Below are 22161 nucleotides of genomic sequence, written 5' to 3'. Positions count from 1 at the left end.
GGCTTGCCCATCTGAAATCTCCATCTGCCCTAGCAGAAGAGAATCACATCATGGGCAGGCTGGGAACCCTGAATCTTGATGGCTGAGATACGCTCTAGGTTTTTCCGGGCTCGAAGCCGTGACCGGTGAACTCCCTTCGGGTGGGTTGACATGACGTGAGAGGATTTCGCGCCAAGTCGCAACCTGCAGCATCCAGAAGAGTTGTCAGGTATGGGTATTCCTTTCCGCCACCTGCGTGACAGATTTCATCGACTTCTGCTGCGCGGCATGCGGGCGGCTAACGGCACGACATTCCACGCCTCTTCAACGATTAGCACTGATCCAGACACAGTCGCCGAGGCGGCCCGCATCATCGCTCCGTATATTGCGGACGCTTATGACAAGTCTAGCCGCAGCACTGCGGCGGGCCTTGCTAAGGCCCTTGAGGTCCTGAAGACGCTTGAAGATGCAGGGCGGAACAAGTGAAGCCGGTGAGACGGCTCAATAAGGAAAGCTGAGCCCCCGAAAGAGCACCCGTTCAGTGAGGCCGGCGAACCGAGCCTTTGTGTGCCTCATCTTCTTATCAGACAACCGTGCGTTATTTCGCCAACAGGCAACACGCGGCACCAAACAAAAAGGCCCTCGCGGCCACTCCGAGCAGCAAAGGCCTTCCCTGAAGGATGTGCGTTCTGGGTTAACCCAGCTTCATGATCCGGAAGCAATCTCCATCAGCAGCCGGAATGAAGACCTCATTCAGCCGTACGGGAGGCTTCGTCCGCTACCGCGGGCTCTTGAGCCAGATCCGCATCTTGAGTCACTGCCGTGTTGGGTTCCGTGCTCCCTTCCGCAACGGCGGCCTTGGGCTCAGCATCACCGGCCGGCATTGAACTGACTGACCCGTCTTCAGACGCTGGCTTTGCTTTGCGCCCCCGTGCTGGCTTCGGCGCCTCAGCGCCGTCTTCCCCTACGGCTTTCTGTTTGCGGTCTCTGGCTTTCACCGGCCCATCCGCTGAGGCTTCGGCTTCGGCTGCCACGTTGGAGGAGCGTCCGCGCCGCGCTTTAGGCGCCTCTGCGCCTTCTTCCGTCACAGCCTTTGGCTTGCGACCCCGGGTCTTTACTGGCGCCTCCGCTGAGGTTTCAGCTGCCGCAGCGGTTGCTTCGCCGCCGCGCGCGCCCGAGGTGTCCGCAGCCGTTTTCGCCCCAGCCCTCCGCTTCGGCTGGCGGCGCGTCGCCGTTGTCTCGGCCGGAAAGGATGCGCGTGCAGCGTCTTCCGCGTCGATCTCGCGTTCCGCCTGAGACCAGTGTTGCGCATCTCGGCCATGGGGTTGGCCTTCCTGCTCCCAGAGGGAATGGGCCCGTTCCTGGATCCGTCGTGTGCGTTCGGCAGTCATGATGTGTCCTCGTGTTTCCGATGAGACTCTGATCTCCTCGGCCGTGGGCGCGAGAGTGGCGGGAATTCAGGTCTTTATGCCGACACCGTGACACGCTCATGCATCCTTGCCAATGGGTTCTCGTCGGCAGATCGAGCGAGGCTATAGGAGAGACGCTGTCGTAGTCTGGGTCCTCTAATCCGACGTTACAGGCTTCCAGCGCGGCTCATCTTTTTCGGCCAGGGAAGGACGTTGCTCTTCTCCCGTGTCCCCTCCTCGTGAGCAGCCAGTTCCTGTGGCATCATCGTCGCCAGGTGCTTATCGCGGGTTTTCTGACGGTCCGTGAGGCGGCGGTCGAGTTCTGCCTCGACAAGCAGGTGCAGGGCGAAGCGGTGCAGCCGGTGCGCATCGGTGAAGCCTGGATCGTTTGCCTCGGCCATGGCGCCGCGGCTCACCGCCATCAGTTCGACGTCCTGTTTTGAGGCCAGTCTCGTTCCCAGTGCTTCTGCAGCAACTGTCATGGCTTCGTTCATCAGCGTCGTGGGCAGGGTTACTTCGGTCATGATCTCTCCATGTCTTCTCCCTGTCGCCCCAGGCCGGCATCTGCATCTTTGTAAGATGCTGTCTGGAACGGCGGGTATGTCGGCCCTGTCTCCTTGCAACGCTTGATAAGATCTATGGTGAAAGAGCCTGTCCGCAAGGGCTGACGGGGTCTGGAACGTGCTGATTGATTGACGGCCCGTAAGGAAATGCCAGCACCCGCGTGTGCGGGGCCGGCACCCAGTTGGCCGGTAGAGCCGGCGGCGGATGAAACGAGATTAGGAGGCACCTGATGCCTCTTCGAGAAATTCCGGATGTCAGCGGACATAGTCCGTCATCCGGTGTGTCTCGCCTGTATCATTGGCGCCACCCATCTGCTCTCTCCTGAACGGATCATTGCCAATCTTCCGAGTGCGGCTCTGGCGCCTGAAGGATCCTATGGATCGGTAAATCTGCATCAGGGTTCGGAGGCCCAGCTGTCGCTGGCGGCGCCCTCTTCGATGAAACGTGGTCTTGGGTTTTCACCCTGATCCTGGGCGAAGGGCTGATCTACACATCCGGGTTTCTGTTCTCCTTGATGCCGTGCCTGCCGTTCCACCGAACGATCTGGCACGTCTCAACAGAATTCAGGGCGCTCTTTGGGGAAGACGTGGGGCGAGCCCGGTTGTCCAGCCCCTCCGCCGTCTCGCCAAGCTGCGGCTTTCCTCGGCATCGGCTGACGGGCAGGGGCATGATCGAAGACAAAGCCTTGGAAGAACCTGTCACCACGCAGGGTCAGGCAGCACCGGAGGGGCGACAAAGGCGCTTCAGAAATCCAGACCCAGATCCAGAACGGGAACCGAATGGGTCAGCGCCCCGACCGAGATATAGTCCACGCCGGTCGCTGCTACCTCGGCGATGCGGGGCAGGCGCATGTTGCCGGACGCTTCCAGCACCACGCGGCCCTGGGCCATGTCGACCGCACTCCGCAGGCTGTCCGTGTCCATGTTATCCAGCAGCACCACGTCGGCGCCGCCTTCGTCCAGAACCTCGGCCAGTTGGTCCAGCCGGTCCACCTCGATCTCGACCCGCATCATGTGGGATGCGCGGGCCTTGACCGCTTGCAGGACGGCGCGGATGCCGCCGCCCGCCGCGATATGGTTGTCCTTGATGAGGATCGCGTCCGAGAGCGAAACCCGATGGTTAAAGCCGCCGCCATGCAGCACCGCCTGTTTTTCCACCAGCCGCAGGCCGGGCGTGGTCTTGCGCGTGCAGGTAATGCGCGCGGAGGTTCCCCGCGTCTCGGCCACGAAAGCGGCGGTCAGGGTAGCGATGCCCGACAAGCGGCCCGCGAAATTCAGCGCCACGCGTTCGGCCGACAGGATCGCGGCGGCGTCTCCGGTGATCCGGGCCAGCGTGTCGCCGGGAGCGAAGGAGACGCCATCTGTGACCAGGACCTCGAACCGCAGGCTCGGGTCGATCAGGCGGAAGGCCAGCGCAGCCAAGGCCATCCCCGAAACCGTGCCGCCTTCTCGCGCGCGGACGGCGCCACTGACGCGCGCACCCGGCGGGATCACCGTACGGGTGGTGATGTCGCCATGGGTGCCCAGATCTTCGATCAGAGCGGCGCGGACCAGGAGTTCCAGGATCAGGTCGGGCAGGGGCGGGATCATAGGGGCTCCGGTTGGGGGATGGGACGCAGGGTCAGGGCCTCTGCCAAGGTCATGCGGCTGCGGTGGCCCAAGGGCAGCGTGTCCGGGAAGTCGGTGCGGCAATGCGCGCCGCGGCTTTCGCGCCGTGCAAGGGCTGCCCCGCAGATCAGCGTGGCGGTTGCCGTCATGTTGGCCAGCCGGCGGCAGTCGGGTTGGGCAGCCTCAATGGCGGCGATGGTGTGCAGCGTATTCGTCAGTCCCTCCGCATCGCGCAGCACGCCGGCGCCGGCCGTCATCGCCTGGCGCAAGCGTGCAACCAGCGCAGGATCGGGCAGCGGGGCAGGGGGAGGAGAGGGTAGCACGACCATGGCAGCAGATGGACCCTCGCGCCCGACCGAGAGCGCCGCGCGGCGGGCAAAGACCAGCGCCTCCAGCAGGCCGTTCGAGGCCAGCCGGTTCGCACCGTGCAGTCCGGTCGAGGCCGCCTCGCCGCAGGCCCAGAGGCCGGGCAGGCTGCTGCGTCCCTCCATGTTCGTGGCGATGCCGCCCATGTGGTAATGCGCCGCCGGTGCCACCGGGATCGACTGGCTGGCGGGGTCGATCCCCGCCCGCGCGCAGGCTGCCGCCACGGCTGGAAACTCTGCGCCGATGCGGGCGCCCAGGGCCCGACAGTCCAGCGCAGGCCGTCGGCCCGCCCGGGCTTCGGCATCAACGCCGCGCGCCACGATGTCGCGCGGGGCCAGTTCGGCATCGGGGTGCAGCGCCGTCATGAAGCGGGTGCCATCGACATTGACCAAAGGCGCGCCCTCGCCCCGCAGCGCCTCGGTCGCAAGCGGCGCGGGATCGGCGCCGCAGGCAATGGCGGTGGGATGGAACTGCACGAATTCCGCATCCGCGATCACCGCGCCCGCGCGGGCGGCCATGCCGACAACCTCGCCCCGGATGCGCGGCGGGTTGGTCGTGACCGCGTAAAGCCCGCCTGATCCCCCGCCCGCGATCAGCACCGCCGGCGCCGCGATTGCCACCGAAGCCGATCCCCAGGCAAGCGCCAGATCGACTCCGGTCACACGCCCCTCGTCCAACCTGAGCCCGGTCGCCACCCACCCCTCGGCCACCTGCACCGAGAGGGTGGCGCGGACGGCAGCGACCAGGGCGCGCATGATCTCGGCTCCGGCCTGGTCGCCCTTGACGCGCACCACGCGGGCCAGGCTGTGCGCCGCCTCGCGCGACAGGACATAACCGCCCGCCTCGTCGCGGTCGAAGGGCGTCCCCAGCGTGGTGAGATGCAGGATATGGTCGCGTGCCTCGGCCGTGACCCGCCGGGCCACGTCGGGATCGACAAGGCCCGCGCCGGCCCGCAGCGTGTCGGCAGCGTGCAGTGCGGGGTTGTCGGCCGGGTCCATGGCAGCCGCTACCCCGCCTTGCGCCCAGGCGGAACTTGCGCCTTGTCCCAAGGGGTCGGGAGAGATCAGCAGCACCGGGCGGGGCGCCAGCACAAGCGCCGCATAAAGCGCGGCCAGACCCGCGCCGACGACCACCACGCGATCGGTCCGGATCATCGGATCAGGCGGCCAGTTGCCGCGACAGGTCGATCATCCGCTGGACCGCCCGGCGCGCGGGAACTGCGACTGCGGCGTCCACCTCGACCTGGCCGGTCATGGAATGCAGCGACCACAGCACCTTTTCCAGCGTGATCTTCTTCATGTGCGGGCACATGTTGCACGGCCCCAGGAACTCGACCTCGGGATGGGCGTCCTCGATGTTCGAGGCCATCGAGCATTCGGTGACCAGCATCGCCTGGCTTGGGCGTTCCTTGCCCACCCAGTCGATAATATGGGCAGTGGATCCGGCGAAATCGGCCTCGGCCACGACATCCGGGGGACATTCGGGATGGGCGATGATCTTCAGCCCCGGATACCAGCCGCGGAAATCGCGCAGATCCTGGGGCGTGAAGCGTTCGTGGACGATGCAAGCCCCGTCCCACCAGACGATGCGCTTCTGCGGCACCTGTTTCGCCACGTTCTGCGCCAGCCACTTGTCGGGCGTCATGATCACCGTGTCGCCGGGCATCGCTGCCACGATCTGGGCGGCGTTCGAGGACGTGCAGCAGATGTCGGACGCTGCCTTCACCGCGGCCGTGGTGTTGACGTAGCTGACCACCGGAGCGCCGGGATACTGGGCGCGCATCCGGGCGATCCCTTCGGCGGTGATGCTTTCGGCCAGCGAACAGCCCGCCTCCATGTCGGGCATCAGCACGGTCTTGGCGGGGTTCAGGATCTTCGAGGTCTCGGCCATGAAATGCACGCCGCACTGGACAATGATGTCGGCATCGACCCGCGTCGCCTCGACAGCCAGTTGCAGACTATCGCCCACCACATCGGCAATGCCATGGTAGATGTCAGGCGTCATGTAGTTGTGCGCCAGCACCACCGCGCCGCGTTCGGCCTTGAGCCGGTTGATCGCTGCCACATAGGGTGCGGCGATCGCCCAGTCGGGAAAGGGCATCACCCGGTCCATGCGCGCATGGATGTCAGCCATGTCGCGGGCCAGCTCGATCGAGGGCGTCAGGTCGTAATGCGCCGCCAGTTTGGCGCGGATGGTCGTCACGTCCAGCAAGCTCGGCTCCTCCGCACGCCGCGTGGCGCGCCCTCGCATGATGATGGCTGGCGCGGTCCTAGCGCGTCCTTGACGCTACGGCAACGTCCTTGTTCATCATCGCTTCTCCGACTGCGCCTGATTGCCGGAACTTGCATCGCGCACTTGCGCTTAAACAGACCACCTACGGCACGTTACGAAGCCTGTCGGGAACTCTGTTTCACTGTGGACCTTCGGCGCGTTGGAATGCGCCCTCGCTAAACGCCGCCCATCAGCACATCCACAGCTCGAGTAATGTCGTCACCTTGATCCGCAATATGTCCCTTGCGGCGTACATGTGACCGGCGCACCGCAGCAATCAGCCGCGTTGCCAGGACAAGGTCTTGATCCTCATATCGGATGATGGGGTTCAAGTATCGGACGGCAGGATAGTCGGGAAGAAGCGGAATGACGACAATTTACGGATCGGGAGGCAGAAGGTCGCTTTCGACGACAACCATCAGGACATCACGATACTCGGCGACATCGAAGCGGCTCAGCCTTTCCATGATGTGCGTCCTGGGGATGTCATGATGTCGGCCAGTGGATGGCCATTTCGATCATGCCAATCGGCTTGTGCAGTAAAGGCGCTTGCATTCTCCGTGAGCCACTGGCGCCGACGGGCATCCGCGACAGCGCGCCGAAGGGCTGTGTCGGCCACGGCCGAGACATTGATTCCCAAATCCCGTGCTGCCTCGAGTGCGGCTGCATCAAGTGACAGCGAGGTTTTACGCCTGGAAGCCGATGGCATGCGCTTGCTCCTTGCTACCGCATGAAGATACCGTATCAGTACCCACGTCGAAAGAGCTAAATGTGGCCCACAAGATGGAGCCGTCACGCCGTGTCGCGGAAAATGTTCCATAATCTTGGTTATATAGCAAGAAACTGCTTCTCGGCGCACCGCCCTCCGACTTTCAAGAAAGAACAAGCCAACCTGATAGGAAGCCTGCTCGGTCCAAACGAGTGGCGACAAACGGAGCAAGCGCTGTGATGGTTTGCCAAGTTGGACTGGCGGTATCTTTTCCCCGCCTTCAGACCTGTTGCGTCGAGCGTTCCTGCACAAGGAACTCCAGCACAAAACGTGTGCCGGGATCGGCATCCTGCCACTCGGGTTGTCCGTCAAGCTGATGGCCAAGACTGGCAATGAGCTTCATTCCCAGGCTTGTGGCGTTGTTTGCGTCGAAGCCGGGCGGCAAGCCTTGCCCCCTGTCGCAGATCGTCAACCGCAGATGTCCCGGCGTGGTCGGCTGAATGGTAAGACGCACCTCACCCTCGCCTGACGGATAGGCGTATTTGAGCGCGTTCGTCACCAGTTCGTTGACGAGCAATGCCAGAGGCACGGCCTGGTCCGTTGCAAGCATAACCGGGGCAATGTCGGTGCTGAGTGTCTGGCCCGGTGCCGCTGTTGCACGGATCAGGTCGCACAGCTCACCCATGAATTTAGCCACGTTGATTGTGTGCACCTCGTCCGCGCGCCAAAGCCAGTCATGGATCTGCGCAATGGTCCTCACGCGGGTCCGGGCGTCATCAAGCGCGCGCTGCAAGGCCGGTTCGCAGGTCATGCGCCGTTGCATGCTCAAGAGGCCTGCGACCATGGCCAGGCTGTTCTTGACCCGGTGGCTGATCTCGCGGGTCAGAACCTCCTGATGGGCCATAGCCTCCTGCAGCTTCGCCTCGCTATCGCGCAGGGCCTCCTCGAACTGCTGGCGCTCCAGCGCAACGCCGAGCAGGTTTGCAAAGCCCTGCAGGAAAGCCAGATCGGCGGCTGTGAACCGTCCGGGGTTCGGGCTGTCCACTTCAAGGACGCCGTAGCGTCCGCCATCCCCGCTGATGAGCACGTTGATCGCCCGGGTGATCCCGTGCTCGACAAGCAGGGCCGGCGTGCGAAAGCGGGTTTCCTGGGCCAGGTGGTTTGAGATGACCGGATCGCCCGTCTGGAAGGTATATCCGGCGGGGCTTTCGGTATCGGCCCCGGTCCGGGCATGGCCGACCACGCCGGGCTTCCAGCCAACGCCGGCCTGCACGATGAACTGGCCTTCGTCGGGCACATATCTCATCACCTTGCAGAAGTCGCTTTGCAGGCCAAGCGCGCAAACCCGCGTGGCTTCCTGGAGCAGCGAAGGCGTGTCGTGGGTCCGCAGCGCGTACCGCCCGAATTCCGCGGTGAGTTCTTGTTGCCGAAGGCGGTAAGCCAGTTCCTCGGAAGGGGCGGACGCTTGATCGTTGCGCATGATATGAGGTCTCGATATGAGCTGACCGGTTGAACGGTTTGGTTCCTTGCCATCTTCGTATGCAGGCTTTGTGCATCCGCATACCAACCGTGGCAACGACTCCGGCTTTAGGCCGTCAGCTCTTTGTCAGATGTTACCGTAACGTGCAAGCGTCTGCCGTTCTTGTTGCGCGGGCAACTGCAAGGCGCCATTATACGTCTGCTCAGCGGCTACCTTGTTCCGCGCGGCGACAAGGAAGGACCCAAGTCTGCGGCCAGGGACTCAGAACAGGTTTGCGGGCAGCGTGTGACACGAAGGCGATGTGCAGCCGCTTGCTTTTGCAGGGGCCTTGTCCGTCCTCAGCTGGCTACTCCTTCATCAATTCGCGAATGCAGCGTCTGACCGTCTCCTCGGTGAACGGCTTGGGAACGAACAAGGCGCCTTCCGGCAGGTCACCCGGTTTCGGTGGCATTGCGCCAGAGGTAACAATGACCGCGATCTCCGGCCAATCCCTCGCGCATCGAAGGGCCAGGTCGCAGCCCGTCATCTTGCCGGGCGGCATCTGCACATCTGTAAAGAGAAGCCGAATACCATGGCCGCGCGAGGCGAGGATTTCCATGGCATCCTCGAAGCCGGCGGCCGTGAACACGCGAAACCCTGCCTCGGTCAGGATCGCCTGCGCATCCATCCGGATCAGAGGACTGTCATCCGCGACAAGCGCGTAGCGGGCAAAGCGATCCAGCATGTCTGCTCGTCCTTTGGCGTCTTTCTGAGAAAGCCCGTCCTACCTTCTCGGGTTCCGGGGCTCAGGTCACAGGGTCATGCCGGTGCGCCTTTTGCATGGCATGCCGGCTATCTCTTGTGGAAAAAGCCCCGCCTGATGCGGGGCCTTCCTTGGTGGACCTGACAGGTCAGATCCGGTCCAGGTCATCGCGGCGCGTGCCGCCGGTTAGCGTGTCGCGATCCAGATCGACGCTATCCTTTTCGATCTCGACCTCGGGACGGCGCACAGTGTCGGACACGGCCTCAGTATGCGTGTCGCTGGTCTTGCGCAGCCCGATCTCCTCGACCACCGCTTCCTGGCAGTATTCCTCGGCCTCGATGGTGTGGTCCTGGAAGGCGGCCTCCGTGCCGGTCAGGTCCACCGGGCGGCGCTCAATCTCGACACCGTCCGGACGCAGCTCTACGCTTTCGCCGACTGGCTCCTCGACCGTATAGGCGCGGAGGTCCGGAGCAGCAATCACGCCACCCTCTCGGAAAGATCATGCGGCGCTGCAGGGCGCCGCATGATCTCGTGGTTTACCACTTTTCCCTGCGATGACAGGGGAAGTCCGTCATTCGTAGATGTACACAATCTGCCGGCTTTGCGGTTCGATCAGGACCGGCCGATCATCTACGTAAACGTAGCTGTATTGCGAATTTGGAATGGTGTGGACTTCAACGGTTTCCGGAACAGGGGTTCCCACCACCACGTCACTTTCCAGAACCACGGAGTCAGTACGATTGCTCAGGACATAGGTTTTCGTTTCGGGCGTCAGAGCGTCTTCACTGATATCGCCGGCCACGGCCCCCGCGGCTGCGCCAATGACAGCCCCAACAGGACCGCCGACAACGGCTCCGGCGATAGCGCCCGAGGCCGCGCCCCCTGCGGCACCGCCGCCAGTAGTTTGTGCATCCGTTTGAACTGAGGTCCGAGCGGGCGTGGTTTCCGTCACAACAGTGGTTTGTGCAAAAAGAGGCGTCGCCAGGAGAGCGGCAGCAATGGACGTGGTCGAAAGCATCGTTTTCATGTCTGGTTTCCGGTTTATGGCCTCACAGACAAGCTTGTCCTCTATAATTGGTTCCTAAAACCTCACATGATTAAGGAGTTGTGGTTAACGGATCGTCGAGGTGGATGTCTATATCCCGCACAGCGAAAATCTTTATCTCCTCCTGCCGCACCAAAGACCGTGACGTTGCCCCCTCCGCCTAATCCAGTCTGAGGTAGACTCTGGCCTAACCGAGAGGACCAGAGATGAAGCGCAGCAGGTTCACCGAGGATCAGATCATCGGCATTCTAAAGGAGCACGAGGCCGGCGTTTCCGTCGCCGATCTGTGCCGCAAGCACGGCGTCAGCGATGCGACCGTCTACAAGTGGAAAGCCAAATATGGCGGCATGGATGTCAGCGAGGCAAAGCGGCTGAAGGCGCTCGAGGATGAGAACGGGAGGCTCAAGAAGCTGCTCGCCGACGCCATGTTGGACAATTCGGCTCTGAAGGACCTGCTGGGAAAAAAGTGGTGACGCCCGCCGCGAAGCGGCAAGCGATCGCGTATCTGGTGTCAGGCCACGGGATGAGCGAGCGGCGGGCGTGCCGGGTGATCGGATGTTGTCGGATGACCATGCGCTATGAGGCGATCCGGCAGGATGACCCCGTGCTGCGCGATCGGCTGAAAGAACTGGCGCGGGTGCGCCGCCGGTTCGGCTATCGACGGCTGCATGTCTTCCTGCGCCGTGAGGGTCATGAGGTGAATCACAAGCGCCTGTTCCGCATCTATCGCGAGGAGCGGCTGCATGTCCGTCGCCGCGGTGGCCGCAAACGGGCGATAGGGACACGAGCCCCGATGGCGCTTCCGCTGATGCCGAACCAGCGCTGGTCGCTGGACTTCGTCTCCGACCAGCTGACCGATGGCCGCCGCTTCCGGGTGCTGACCGTGGTGGATGACTGCACGCGGGAATGCCTCGCCCTGATCGCCGACACGTCCCTGTCCGGCGCAAGGGTTGCGCGGGAACTGGCAACGCTGTTCGAGGCCCGCGGAAAGCCCGGAACCGTGGTCAGCGACAATGGCACCGAGTTCACCTCGAACGCGATCCTGACCTTTGCCGACGACCGCAAGATCGACTGGCATTATATCGCGCCGGGCAAGCCGACCCAGAACGCCTTCATCGAGAGCTTCAATGGTCGGTTGCGCGACGAGCTTTTGAACGAGACGCTGTTCCCGTCCCTGAACCATGCCCGAGCCACGCTGGCCGCCTGGCGTATGGACTACAACACCGAACGCCCGCACTCGCGCCTCGGCTGGCAGACGCCTGCGGAGTTCGCCCAAACCTTCACACCGCAACGGGGCCTGACGCTGCGCAACCCGCAAAGCTCCGCGCCAGCCCCCGTTGCCCAACCCGCCCAAACAGGCAAAACTCAAATCCGGAGTCTCGCTCACGCTGGATAGAAGTTGGGGGCAACGTCAACCGAAGCCCTGCTTCCGTTGGAATTGCTCGCGCGTCGTCGAAAGCTTCGACTTTGAACGCATGACCGATCAAATCTACGATCAGTGGGGCTTCCGCTCTGTCAGACCACGCTTACCCCATTCGGTAAGACATTTTCTGCACAACCAAGAACATTCTAAGTTGGTGACAAGATTGGATTATGGCGCGGCGCTTGTCTGGTATTGCCGCTCTCTTTGGCCGCGTGACGGATGCTGGGCGCTGTTCGCTGCTAGACCCGCAGGGCGCAGAAGAGCAGAAAAGAGAGGATCTGGTCAGGACGGACCATCTGCAGCGAAATGTCCGTCTCGGCTGCCCAATCGAACAGCGAGATGATGGACCCGTCCGAATAGGCCATTGGCCAAGGGCGAAAGCTGCGGTTGGAGATAGGGATCTCGCTCAGCTTCTTGACTTGGTGATGGCGCGGGTCCTTCAGGATGGAAGAGAATATCTGCCTCACCGCATCCGCCGGTCCTTCCAGCCACTGATAAAAGACATCGTCCTCGCGATAGAGAAAGCCCGTCACGTTCAAGGATGTGTTGCGGACCTGGGCAGCCGAAAGGATCTGTTGATCCGCGTTGCCGTCGGCGGCAGTTTTTGCTTCGCTACGATACAGGATGGCGATCATCTGGCTCATTAATAGCAGATGGTGCGCAAACCTTGCGGCAGTCAACGACATTATCTGCAGGCTTTTCCTGATAATTGTTTGCTTGGCTGCGGGATTTCAGAACTCTTCGTTCCTGCGGTCCTTTGCTGCGGCCGGATATGGATGTGGGAGGCCTCGGCGCGACGCAGAGGCGATCTTGGCCGGGAACCAAAGGCAGTCCCTGTCCTTTCTGGTTAACAGATAAAAGACGAGCAGCACAGCATGGACCAATCTGCCTTCTACGCCCTGGTTGCGGACGACAGCCCCCTGATCCGAATGGACGCCCAGGCAATCCTGACAGATGCAGGGTTTCGTGTCTTTGGTGCGGCAGGAGGCGAGGAGGCGCTTGAGATCCTCGCCACGCATGGTCATGGCATCAAGCTGCTCTTCACGGATGTCCAGATGCCTCCCGGCACGCTGACGGGCTTTGACCTGGCGCGGTGCTGCGCATCGGCGTGGCCGCATATCGGCATTCTCGTTGCTTCTGGCGCGACCCTGCCCGGCTCGGATGACCTGCCCGAACGTGCCGTGTTCATCGAAAAGCCCTTCGACGATGCCTTGGTCAAGCGTCAGCTCAAGCGGATCTTGCCGGAGCAGCAGCAACCCCCCTGTCTCAGGACATCGCTGCCATAAGGCTGAAGCTGTCCCTTCCACAGAAGAACGGTGGGCAGCAAGTCAAGGCTGCGTTGCCATGCTGTCACTGCCTCAGTGACCTTTACGACTGATCGCCTTCGGATCGATGCCCTGGCTCACAGAAAGCCCCATTCCGGTGGACTCCGTCGGATGACCTGTGGGTGAGCGTACGCGCGAGCTTTAAGGACGGACAGTTCGACACAGCACGGCTCAAGATAGAAGCGGAACCAAGCCGATCCGTCAGCACCTCGATCACCGTATGGTATGGCCCAGTCCAGACAATATATTGCTGTGGACGCTAGCGTGAGACAGGAGATTGCGCATGGCGCCGCCATCAAGGGAACTCTGAAGAGTAACGGCCAAGGCGATACTGAGCTTTCAGGCAGGATTATTTGGGACTTCTGACGGAAGTGTTGGATTCACAAACAAAGTGCAGTGCTCAAATAACGCCGATGCTTTGGACGCGATGACCAAAGGTGACTTCCCCGACGCACAGCGCGCCATGGATGGCAACAATGGTTCTCTCGGAAAAGCCGAACACCGCGTTCGCGAAGCTCGGCCGGATAGACATGGGCTGACCTACGCCAGCCACCCTCCATCTGCGTCATCGCCGGTCTCGGACAACAGCGCCGCATAGTTGAGGATAGTCACGCCCCGCTTCCCTTGGGGATCGACAATGCCGTCATCCCTCAAGGCCGTGAATTGCCGGCTGACTGTCTCCAGCGAAAGACCCAGGTAGTCTCCCATCTCCGCCCGCGTGTATGGCAGATCCAGATGCATCTGCTTCTTCAGGAAGGAGGGATCCTGGGCGACCTTCTCCCGGGCGAAGATGATCAGGAAGGAAGCGACCTTCTCCCGGGCGGTCTTTCTGCCCAGAAGCAGCATCCATTCGCGGGCCGCGTCGAGCTCTTTGGAAGACTGCTCCAGAAGCCCTTGGCCTAGTTCCGGTATCTTGCGCAGCAGGTTCTCGAAGGGTTGGCGGCGAAAGCCGCACATCACCACGGATGTCGAGGCCACGGCATTATAGGAAGCCTGGGTACGATAGGGATGGCCCAGGAAGTTCCCCGGGCGCAGCATGGCAACCATCTGGATTCTTCCATCTGGCATGATCTTTGTCAGGGACACCATTCCACTGATAATGGTGCCAACGAAATCCACCATATCGCCGTCCAGGAGGATGGTCTGTCGGGGCTCGTAGGATCGGAAGAAGCGGATCGCTTCAAGCTGACGCAGCTCCTCAGGCCCGCAAGATGCACAGATCGAGCGGCTCCGTTCGGAGCAGGTCAGGCAGGATGCTTGAGCATGGCATCCCGAGTTGCGTGCGGTTGCAGTTACCATGAGATGAAGGATAACCATGCCATGCAACCAGTAGCCACTGCTCGCAGGTTATTTATTGATTAGTGGAGCGAATTTCTGCCGATCAGGAGGAGGTAGGCCTCGATCATCCATGTGGGACGCCATCCAATCTGCCTCTACCTTCAGGCGGCTCTTCTTGCAGGAAGGCGTCCGCTGGTGGAAGGCCGAAGGCCTGGATCACTTGGGCCTCGAAGGTCTTGTCGGGCGGGCTTCGGCGCCAAGGGACGAACTGCTCGGCCTCGGCGCCAACCATGACGGCAATGTCGCTGTTCTCATCTTCGATGATGGCCTGGATTGCCCGAGCAATGGGTTGGGGCGAAGGGCCTTTGTTGATCGCCTTGGCGACGACCGGTCCAAAATGGGCGACTAGGTCGCGTTGAGGCAATTTCCGGAACTAACTGTCTTCGTGCGAATTATTTGCAACGAAACTCAACTTGGAGATCAGAGATGAAATCGATCCTGTCTACCACGTCGATTGTTGCAGCCCTTGTTGCGGGCTCTGCCCTTGCACAGACTACGGTGGTGACTGAGACCCCTTCGGTCACCGAAGTCCAGTCCGACCCTGACACCACCGGCGGTGGCGCGGCAGGCGGCGCGGCTTCAGGCGCGATTGCCGGAGCGGCCGTGGGTGGTCCCGTGGGCGCGGCAGTCGGTGCCGTGGCTGGAGGCATTGTGGGCGACATCAGCGAAGATGCCCTGACACCCGAGACGCGAACCTACGTCATGGACAACAAAGTGGAGTCCGTAGTTATCGACGGAGACGTCGCTGTGGGCACCCAAGTGCCGGAGACGGTCGAGATCCACACGATCCCTGACTCCGAGTACAGCTACGTTTACGTCGATGATCGGCCTGTTCTGGTCGAGCCGCAAAGCCGCGAGATTGTCTATATCTACGAGTGACAGGTCCTGCCCGTTCTCACAGACGATATCGAGCTCATAGAGTCATGCGGTGGCCCTTGGCCACCGCATGTTCATTTCACTTCCGGCAAGACAAGAGCATAGGTCAACGGCGGCTTCTTCCCACGCCAGGTCTGGGGGCTAGCACGCGGAGCTCTCATTCGATGCTCAGGGCTTTTGAATAACGTGCCGTCCTGATGCTATCCCGAGCATCGCGACGATCGACAGTCCGGCTCCGACGAGAAAGGGCGTCGCGGATCCTGTACTGTGCCAAAGCCACCCAGCAAGGGTGTTCCCCACCAGTACGACGACACCGGTCACCAGGTTGAAGGTGCCAAAGGCGCTGCCCTTAAGGTGATCAGGTGTGGCCCCGGCGATCATCGCGCCAAGCAGCCCTTGCGAGAACCCCATGTGCAGACCCCAAAGCACCGTGCCAAAGACATAAAGCCATGCCGTTGTGGCACATGCGAGCGTCAGGTGGGCGGCGACCAGGAAGCCCAGGCTCCAGAGCAGCAGGCCCGATGTTCCGATCCGGTCCGACAGCCTGCCCATGGGAAAGGCCGTCAGGCCATAAGCGGCATGCATGATAACCAGCGACAGCGGCACCCAGGCAGGGCTGAAGCCTGCTTCCAGTGCCTTCAACAACACGAAAGCCTCACTGAAGCGCGCCAGCATGATCAGCGAGGCCATTCCAATCACGCCCCAGACCGCCCGATTGAGCCGGAAGGCATCGGCAAGGCGGAAGCTCCCGCGCTTCATCGAACAGTTTTCCGCAGGCTCCTTCACGAAGAAGATCAGCACGATCATGCACAGAGCGGCAGGAATGGCGGCCATCCAGAACACCGACTGGATATCCCCCGCCAGCAGGATCATCGCGCCAACCGCGACCAGCGGGCCGACAAAGCCGCCCACAGTATCAAGGGACTTGCGCAGCCCGAAGCTTGCTCCCCGGATTTCGGGCGGGCTTACGGCGGCAACGATGGCGTCGCGTGGCGTGCCCCGGATGCCCTTGCCGACCCGATCCATGGCCTTTGCCAGCACAATCTGGTCTAGGTTAATCGCCCAAGGGAAGATCAACCGCGACAGCGCACCCAAGCCATAACCCAGCACCGCAAGGGGCTTTGCGCGCCTGCTGATATCGGACAGAACGCCCGACAGGAATTTGGTGACTGTGGCAATGGCAACTGACAGGCCCTCGATGAAGCCGATCGCCAAGGCCGATGCGCCCAGTCCACCAGCAAGATAGAGCGGCAGAAGGGCGTTGATCATCTCGGAAGAGATGTCCATCAGCAGGCTGACGAGGCCCAGCATCCAGACAGTTGTCGGAATAGGCATGCGTGTCGGGACAGCATGAGGGTGTGCGGATGGGGATGTTGTCATGACTGCTCCAATGACGCGGCACATCTCCAGAGCACAACCACGCATTGCGGTTCAATGGCGGCTCCGTTCGCAGAACGATAGGTATCTTAGGTCCGCGGCTCACCGCTTCGAGTCCTTTCCCGACAGCGCCTGATAGGGAATGGTCCAACGGACACCCTTGCCGACAAGGCAACGCCTTGGGCTGGCCATAAGAGCAGCCGAATGCGATTGCCCCCGATAGTTCGGGAACTTGATGTACATTCTGACGCCGAGTTAATAGGTGGGTTCAACCGGTCAGCGCAACGGCTCTTTCAAAGGTAGCAGCCGGCGTTTCGAAGCCAAGCGTTTTTCGCGGCCGTGTATTGAGCCGTAAAGCGACCTGGTCAAGATCATGCTGAGTGTAGACGGATGAGAGTGTCCGATCTTTTGTGTATGAGTGATCCGGTCCATGCTTCACCGAAAGGAAGCATGCATGACGATCTCCAAGGAACTTCTGGATGAACTGCTGAAGGGTGTTGAGCGCCCTGAGGATCTGCTCGGCGATGCCGGGCTGATGAAGGAGCTGAAGATCCGGCTCATGGAGCGGATGCTGGGCGCGGAGCTGACCGCGCATCTGGGCTATGAGGAAGGCAAGGAAGCACCGCCCGGCCAAGCGAACCGGCGCAACGGCTCGTCGACGAAGGTGCTGAAGGGCCAGGACGGCGAACTGCCGGTGGCTGTGCCCCGCGACCGCGACAGCAGCTTCGAGCCGGAGCTGGTGAAGAAGGGCCAGACCCGCATTGATGGCATGGATGACAAGATCATCGGGCTCTATGCCGCCGGGCTGACGGTGCGCGACATCCAGGCGCATCTGCTCGATCTTTACGGCCTGAAGGTCTCCCCCGACCTGATCAGCCGCGTCACTGACGCGGTTCTGGACGAGGTTCGGGAATGGCAAAGCCGGGCACTGGACCGGATGTATCCGATCGTGATCTTTGATGCGCTGCGGGTGAAGATCCGCGATGCCGACAGCCGCACGGTCAAGAACAAGGCTGTCTACATCGCCCTTGGCGTGACCCGTGACGGCCTGCGCGAGGTCCTGGGCCTTTGGATCGCCGAAAACGAGGGCGCCAAGTTCTGGCTGGCGGTGATGAACGAGCTGAAGAACCGAGGGCTGCAGGACATCCTGATCGGGGTCGTTGACGGGCTGAAGGGCTTTCCTGAGGCCATCACCGCCGCCTTTCCGGACGCCATGGTCCAGACCTGCATCGTGCATCTGGTCCGCCATAGCCTGAGCTTTTGCTCCTGGAAGGACCGCAAGGTTGTGGCTGCCGACCTGCGCCGGATTTACAGCGCCCCAACCGCCGCAATGGCCGAGGCCGAACTCGATGCCTTTGAGGAGAAATGGGCCGGGAAATACGCGTCCATCGCCCCAGCCTGGCGACGCGCATGGGCCGAGGTGATCCCGTTCTTTGCCTTCGATCCGGCGATCCGCAAGATCATCTACACCACCAATGCCATAGAAAGTTTGAACCGGGTCATCCGCAAGTCGATCAAGACCCGAGGGTCATTCCCGACAGACGAGGCGGCGACAAAGCTGATCTACCTGGCCATCCGCAGCTTCGAGAAAGACGGCCGAAACGTCCGGGAATGGTTTGCGGCCCGCAACCAGTTCGCCATAATGTTCGGCGAGCGCTTCGACGCTTGAGTATCTGAAACCGCATGGACCGGGCTAGATACACAAAGTTCAGGACACTCCCCCGCATTTGCCCTCATGAATGGCTACACTGCCAGGGCATCCTGTCACAGAAGCTAAGGACCGAAGTCGACCAGAGAAAGGACAGCCCCAGATGTCAGAGGTTTTGTGCAACAGAGTCGCATGTTAACGATCCGCCAATTCTGAGAGGGGTAGTGGCAGCTTTGCAGCCGAACCGTAAGGACCAAGATGCCCATCACTGCCAGCTACCGCACGAGCGGAAATCCTTATGTCGATAGTCTCTTGGGAACCCTGAAATGGGCAAGTTCAGACCTTACTTTCAGCTTTCCCGAGAGCGCATCGGTTCTCGGAGCCAGCTACGGTTACGGGGAAACCACTCACAACTTCGCACCGTTGAACCTCGTGCAACGGGCGGCGGCCCGGTCGGCGCTCGATAACTATGCCGCCGTCTCAAATCTCACATTCACAGAGATTTCCGAAACGTCTACTGCCGAGGCCACGCTACGCTTTGCATTGTCAGATTTGCCCCACACTGCTTGGGCATACTTCCCTTCCAAGGCACCCGAAGGCGGCGACACATGGCTCAATCAATCGAGTGGAGCCTACAGCGATCCGGTAAAGGGCAACTACGCGAATGTGACCTTCCTGCACGAGCTTGGGCACGCCCTAGGTCTCGAGCATCCGCACGAGCGTTACGTCATGCCCGGCAACCGCGACTCGCTGGAGTACTCGGTCATGAGCTATCGCTCCTACCTTGGCAGCACCGAGCACGCTTACGTCAACGAGAGATGGGGCTTTGTGCAGTCGTTGATGATGTACGACATTGCGGCAATCCAGCATATCTACGGCGCGAATTACACCACGAACAGTGGCAATACCGTCTACGCCTGGAGCCCTAAGACCGGCGAGATGTTCATAAACGGCCACGGCCAGGGCGCCCCTGGAGCCAACCGGGTTTTCCAAACGGTGTGGGATGGTGGCGGGATCGATACATACAGTTTCGCTCACTACACCACGGCCCTCAGCATCGATCTGCGCCCCGGCCAGTGGACCACGACCTCGCGACAACAACTTGCCCAACTTCGCTACGACGGGAGCGAGACGGCCGCAGGAAACATTGCGAACGCTCTGCTGCACAAAGGCAATGCTCAGTCTCTCATCGAGAACGCCGTCGGCGGCTCTATGAACGATCTCATCATTGGAAATGGGGCCGCAAACGCGCTCTACGGCCGCAGCGGCAACGATCGTCTTTACGGTGGCGCCGGCCATGACCGGCTGTTTGGCGGCGCAGGCGCCGACCAGCTCGACGGTGGTGCCGGCAGCGACCACGCCTTCTATTCTCAGGCGGCAGCGACGACGATCAAGACTGGCGCGGGGTTGCTCGTCGACCTGCTTCTGCCGTACCTGAACACAGGCGAGGCGATGGGTGACACCTTCACCTCTATCGAGAACCTGGTCGGCTCGGGGTACAGCGACAACCTGCGCGGCGATCACGGCGGTAACATCCTGCAGGGGCTCGCCGGCAACGACCTGATCTACGGCCGCAGCGGCAACGATCGTCTTTACGGTGGCGCCGGCCATGACCGGCTGTTTGGCGGCGCAGGCGCCGACCAGCTCTACGGTGGTGCCGGCAGCGACACGTTCGTCTTTCTCAGCGTCCGCGAAGCATCCCCGTGGTCGCGCGATGTCATCTGCGATTTTACGACGGGTCAGGACAGGGTCGATCTCCGAAGCCTGGATGCGAATTCTGCTATCTTAGGAAATCAAGCCTTCTCCTACATCGGTGGGAAGAGTTTCTCTGCCACTGCTTGTGAACTGCGGTTCGATAACGGACTCGTGGAGGGCGATATTGATGGAGATGGCGTTGGCGATCTTCTGGTAGAGCTTCTGGGCGTCTCGGCCCTGAGCGGTCGCGATTTCCTGCTCTGAGCCTCTGCATTACTACGTCACTCGGCAAGAACGGGTTCAAAGCGCCAGGCATGTTCAACAATGGCCCAGCTTACCTCGTCCCAATGATGTTCTGCAACCAGACAGCTAAAACGCAGAAGAGGCAGCGGCCTGCCGCCAAGCTCTCTGGAAGGGATCGTCTAAAGCGAAAGGAACGCCGTCTGTTTCGGCAAAGATCGTCAGGTCCTCAAGAATGTATTCCAGAGCTTGATGCCATTCTGGCGCTGCCAGCAGGGTGCGAAAAGTTGACCGACACCGCTCGTCTCCCTGGGAGGTCAGTTCCAGTCCCTCGTCGCCATAAGCCAGATCTCCGGCCAGTCGAAGTCGCAGGATCAGCGCGTCACAGCAACTGATTTCCAGTCCGGGAATATGTTGGAGCGCGAGTTGAACAAGCTTATGTAGGATATCCAAATCGAAGCGCCACTCGAACTCGCGCCCGAATTTTCCAGCAAGATCGAGGATATAGCCCGCCGCAGGCTGGTCCAGAACCTGAAAGGGGTGAATAGCCGCATGAGGATGATCGGGGCTCAAGGAAGTCATTGAGGCTCCACAGGCTGTTTGTTCAGCGGGTTTCCTGATTGTAACGCTCGGAGGCGCATCATCGGGAGAGATGATTCTTGCTGTGGCTCAATGATCCAGAGGACACGCAGGTTCCTAGCCGAGGACGACCTGCTTAGAAGTCAAATAATAAGGCTTCTTGTGGGAAGGTCCTTTCTTTGAGTGGGCAAGGTCGCGGAAAGCTGCCCGTCAACCGGTTGTTTCGGGCGACATCTTGCCAAAAATTTACAGCGTAGGATCAAAAGGTTTCCTCCTGACCAAAATTGGTCAAGTTATGCCGCCGTAGGCCGAACCGGGTTTGGCCGCCTTATCTCTGGCTGTGCAGATCTAGCTATCCGAACGTGAGGTCATATGCCACGGGGATGATTCCCCTTCTAGTTGTTTACGTTTTGTAAAGCGGGGATGCGATATGGCTTGGGCCGTCACCTACATGAATTTCCCTGCTCTTCCTCTGCAAGGTTCGTTGTTCGAACCTGAAATGGAGTCCTCATGTCCTTGCTAAACCCTGCTCGTAACCAGTTGCTTGAGACATTTGCACTTGATGCCACCCTAATCCGCGGAAGCGGAGCCCGCCTTTTTGACGAACAGGGCGAGGAATACCTCGATTTTCTGTCGCAATACGGGGCTCTGCCCTTCGGGCACAATCCTGAACGAGGCTGGGCGGCACTTAGCGCTGCGCACCAGGCCCAGCTTCCCTCCATGGTCCAGCCGATGCGCTCTCCTGAGGCAGAGCGTCTGGCCCGCAAGCTGGCCGAGGTCACGCCCGGCGACCTGGCGATCACGACCCTGACCAACAGCGGCGCCGAAACCGTCGAGGCCGCCATCAAGCTGGTCCGCATTCGCACCGGGCGTTCTGTCATCCTGTCCACCCGCAATGGCTTTCACGGCAAGACCTTGGGCGCGCTGTCGGCCACCGGCAAGCCGCTTTACCAGCAAGGCTTCAATGCCCCGGCGCCTGATTTCGACTATCTTCCCTTTGGTGACCTCGCCGCTCTCGAGGCACGGCTTGAGGCTCATGCCGACTTAATCGCGGCCTTTATCCTTGAGCCGATCCAGGGCGAGGGCGGCGTCGTCTGCCCGCCTGAGGGCTATGTCGAGGCGGCCATCGCGCTGTGCCGTCAGCACGGCGTTCTGACAATCCTTGACGAGATCCAGACCGGTCTCGGACGCACTGGCCAGCTGTTCGCCTGCTCGAACTTCCTAGATGTGCCGGACATGCTGCTGCTGTCCAAGGCGCTTGGGGGCGGATTGATGCCGATCGGCGCCTGCATTGTGCGCCCTTCGGCTTGGGACGACCGATTTGGGCGCCTGCACAGCTCGACCTTTGCCAATAACGCGCTGGCGGCCACCGCTGCCTGTGCAACGCTGGATCAGCTGCTTGAAGACAATGGAGCACTGATCCGGCAAGTGGCCGAGAACGGCGCCTATATCCGTGCCCGCCTTGAGGCGCTGCAGCGCGACTACCCT

Annotated in this window: 24 protein-coding genes and 1 pseudogene; 8 read left to right on the top strand and 17 right to left on the bottom strand. The window is 61.2% G+C overall.

Annotated elements, in window-relative coordinates; genetic code table 11:
* The first annotated feature begins 210 nt into the window (after positions 1-210).
* Positions 211-465, top strand: a complete 255-nt coding sequence (locus tag RAH32_RS19780) for a hypothetical protein (RefSeq protein WP_103174948.1) — start codon at positions 211-213, stop codon at positions 463-465.
* Positions 466-728: 263 nt separating this feature from the next.
* Here RAH32_RS19780 and RAH32_RS21605 read toward each other — a convergent pair whose 3' ends face one another.
* The 11 genes from RAH32_RS21605 to RAH32_RS19735 all read right to left on the bottom strand — a co-directional run bounded on the left by RAH32_RS21605 (position 729) and on the right by RAH32_RS19735 (position 10154).
* Positions 729-1370 carry a DUF2934 domain-containing protein gene (locus tag RAH32_RS21605; RefSeq protein ID WP_373429741.1) on the bottom strand — a complete coding sequence of 214 codons (642 nt, stop codon included), beginning with the start codon at positions 1368-1370 and terminating at the stop codon, positions 729-731.
* A gap of 185 nt (positions 1371-1555) precedes the next feature.
* Entirely contained in the window at positions 1556-1912 is a 357-nt protein-coding gene (locus tag RAH32_RS19775) for a hypothetical protein (RefSeq protein WP_306610132.1), read from the bottom strand.
* Between the two features lie 783 nt (positions 1913-2695).
* Entirely contained in the window at positions 2696-3541 is an 846-nt protein-coding gene (nadC, locus tag RAH32_RS19770) for a carboxylating nicotinate-nucleotide diphosphorylase (RefSeq protein ID WP_306610131.1), read from the bottom strand.
* Positions 3538-5079 carry an L-aspartate oxidase gene (locus RAH32_RS19765; RefSeq protein ID WP_306610130.1) on the bottom strand — a complete coding sequence of 514 codons (1542 nt, stop codon included), beginning with the start codon at positions 5077-5079 and terminating at the stop codon, positions 3538-3540. Before RAH32_RS19765 ends, nadC begins: the two co-directional genes overlap by 4 nt.
* Before the next feature lie 4 nt (positions 5080-5083).
* Complete coding sequence (nadA, locus tag RAH32_RS19760) at positions 5084-6136, bottom strand: quinolinate synthase NadA (RefSeq protein ID WP_306610129.1); 1053 nt, start codon at positions 6134-6136, stop codon at positions 5084-5086.
* A 236-nt stretch (positions 6137-6372) separates the two neighbouring features.
* Positions 6373-6564: a hypothetical protein gene (locus RAH32_RS21600; RefSeq protein ID WP_373429743.1), complete on the bottom strand. Its 192-nt coding sequence runs from the start codon at positions 6562-6564 to the stop codon at positions 6373-6375.
* Positions 6565-6650: 86 nt separating this feature from the next.
* Positions 6651-6905 (bottom strand): type II toxin-antitoxin system CcdA family antitoxin, encoded by a 255-nt coding sequence (locus RAH32_RS19755; RefSeq protein ID WP_306610128.1) that lies wholly within the window; start codon positions 6903-6905, stop codon positions 6651-6653.
* Positions 6906-7185: 280 nt separating this feature from the next.
* Positions 7186-8385 carry a sensor histidine kinase gene (locus RAH32_RS19750; protein ID WP_306610127.1) on the bottom strand — a complete coding sequence of 400 codons (1200 nt, stop codon included), beginning with the start codon at positions 8383-8385 and terminating at the stop codon, positions 7186-7188.
* Positions 8386-8731: 346 nt separating this feature from the next.
* The gene (locus RAH32_RS19745; RefSeq protein ID WP_306610126.1) at positions 8732-9109 is read right to left on the bottom strand and encodes a response regulator; all 378 of its coding nucleotides are present in this window, start codon (positions 9107-9109) and stop codon (positions 8732-8734) included.
* A gap of 166 nt (positions 9110-9275) precedes the next feature.
* Entirely contained in the window at positions 9276-9608 is a 333-nt protein-coding gene (locus tag RAH32_RS19740; RefSeq protein WP_306610125.1) for a DUF2382 domain-containing protein, read from the bottom strand.
* A gap of 90 nt (positions 9609-9698) precedes the next feature.
* Positions 9699-10154, bottom strand: a complete 456-nt coding sequence (locus RAH32_RS19735) for a DUF1236 domain-containing protein (RefSeq protein ID WP_306610124.1) — start codon at positions 10152-10154, stop codon at positions 9699-9701.
* A gap of 224 nt (positions 10155-10378) precedes the next feature.
* Between RAH32_RS19735 and RAH32_RS19730 the strand changes: the two genes are divergently transcribed.
* A protein-coding gene (locus tag RAH32_RS19730; protein ID WP_306610123.1) for an IS3 family transposase occupies positions 10379-11568 on the top strand; the annotation gives its coding sequence in 2 pieces (ribosomal slippage) (positions 10379-10637 and positions 10637-11568; 1191 coding nt in all).
* A gap of 266 nt (positions 11569-11834) precedes the next feature.
* Here the strand turns inward: RAH32_RS19730 and RAH32_RS19725 are convergent.
* Positions 11835-12230, bottom strand: a complete 396-nt coding sequence (locus RAH32_RS19725) for a BLUF domain-containing protein (protein ID WP_306610122.1) — start codon at positions 12228-12230, stop codon at positions 11835-11837.
* A gap of 240 nt (positions 12231-12470) precedes the next feature.
* On the opposite strand from RAH32_RS19725, the gene RAH32_RS19720 reads away from it, so the two are divergent.
* Positions 12471-12881, top strand: a complete 411-nt coding sequence (locus RAH32_RS19720; RefSeq protein WP_306610121.1) for a response regulator — start codon at positions 12471-12473, stop codon at positions 12879-12881.
* 439 nt (positions 12882-13320) lie between these two features.
* Here the strand turns inward: RAH32_RS19720 and RAH32_RS19715 are convergent, their stop codons facing one another.
* Positions 13321-13452, bottom strand: a complete 132-nt coding sequence (locus RAH32_RS19715) for a hypothetical protein (RefSeq protein ID WP_306610120.1) — start codon at positions 13450-13452, stop codon at positions 13321-13323.
* An 8-nt stretch (positions 13453-13460) separates the two neighbouring features.
* Positions 13461-14219: a transcriptional regulator FnrL gene (gene fnrL, locus RAH32_RS19710; RefSeq protein WP_373429742.1), complete on the bottom strand. Its 759-nt coding sequence runs from the start codon at positions 14217-14219 to the stop codon at positions 13461-13463.
* Positions 14220-14328: 109 nt separating this feature from the next.
* On the opposite strand from fnrL, the gene RAH32_RS19705 reads away from it, so the two are divergent.
* Both RAH32_RS19705 and RAH32_RS19700 read left to right on the top strand, forming a co-directional pair.
* Positions 14329-14607 (top strand): hypothetical protein, encoded by a 279-nt coding sequence (locus tag RAH32_RS19705; protein WP_306610118.1) that lies wholly within the window; start codon positions 14329-14331, stop codon positions 14605-14607.
* Between the two features lie 77 nt (positions 14608-14684).
* Positions 14685-15137 (top strand): DUF1236 domain-containing protein, encoded by a 453-nt coding sequence (locus RAH32_RS19700; protein WP_306610117.1) that lies wholly within the window; start codon positions 14685-14687, stop codon positions 15135-15137.
* 165 nt (positions 15138-15302) lie between these two features.
* On the opposite strand, the gene RAH32_RS19695 is transcribed toward RAH32_RS19700, so the two are convergent.
* On the bottom strand, positions 15303-16469 hold the full coding sequence (locus tag RAH32_RS19695; protein ID WP_306610116.1) for an MFS transporter: 1167 nt from the start codon (positions 16467-16469) through the stop codon (positions 15303-15305).
* Between the two features lie 310 nt (positions 16470-16779).
* A pseudogene (locus tag RAH32_RS21690) lies at positions 16780-16902 on the bottom strand (IS30 family transposase); the annotation flags it as partial.
* Positions 16903-16965: 63 nt separating this feature from the next.
* On the opposite strand from RAH32_RS21690, the gene RAH32_RS19685 reads away from it, so the two are divergent.
* Together RAH32_RS19685 and RAH32_RS19680 are read left to right on the top strand one after the other, a co-directional pair.
* Positions 16966-18180 carry an IS256 family transposase gene (locus tag RAH32_RS19685; protein ID WP_306610115.1) on the top strand — a complete coding sequence of 405 codons (1215 nt, stop codon included), beginning with the start codon at positions 16966-16968 and terminating at the stop codon, positions 18178-18180.
* Between the two features lie 237 nt (positions 18181-18417).
* Entirely contained in the window at positions 18418-20118 is a 1701-nt protein-coding gene (locus RAH32_RS19680; RefSeq protein WP_306610114.1) for a M10 family metallopeptidase, read from the top strand.
* Between the two features lie 105 nt (positions 20119-20223).
* Here the strand turns inward: RAH32_RS19680 and RAH32_RS19675 are convergent, their stop codons facing one another.
* The gene (locus RAH32_RS19675) at positions 20224-20667 is read right to left on the bottom strand and encodes a hypothetical protein (protein WP_306610113.1); all 444 of its coding nucleotides are present in this window, start codon (positions 20665-20667) and stop codon (positions 20224-20226) included.
* Positions 20668-21183: 516 nt separating this feature from the next.
* Between RAH32_RS19675 and RAH32_RS19670 the strand changes: the two genes are divergently transcribed.
* A partial coding sequence (locus RAH32_RS19670) for an aspartate aminotransferase family protein (RefSeq protein WP_306610112.1) occupies positions 21184-22161 on the top strand: 978 nt, incomplete at its 3' end.

The organism is Paracoccus yibinensis, assembly GCF_030846195.1.
GTDB classification, from domain to species: Bacteria; Pseudomonadota; Alphaproteobacteria; order Rhodobacterales; family Rhodobacteraceae; genus Paracoccus; species Paracoccus yibinensis.
Note: the sequence above shows the minus strand (reverse complement) of the source record. Positions and strands in the feature narration are given on the sequence as shown.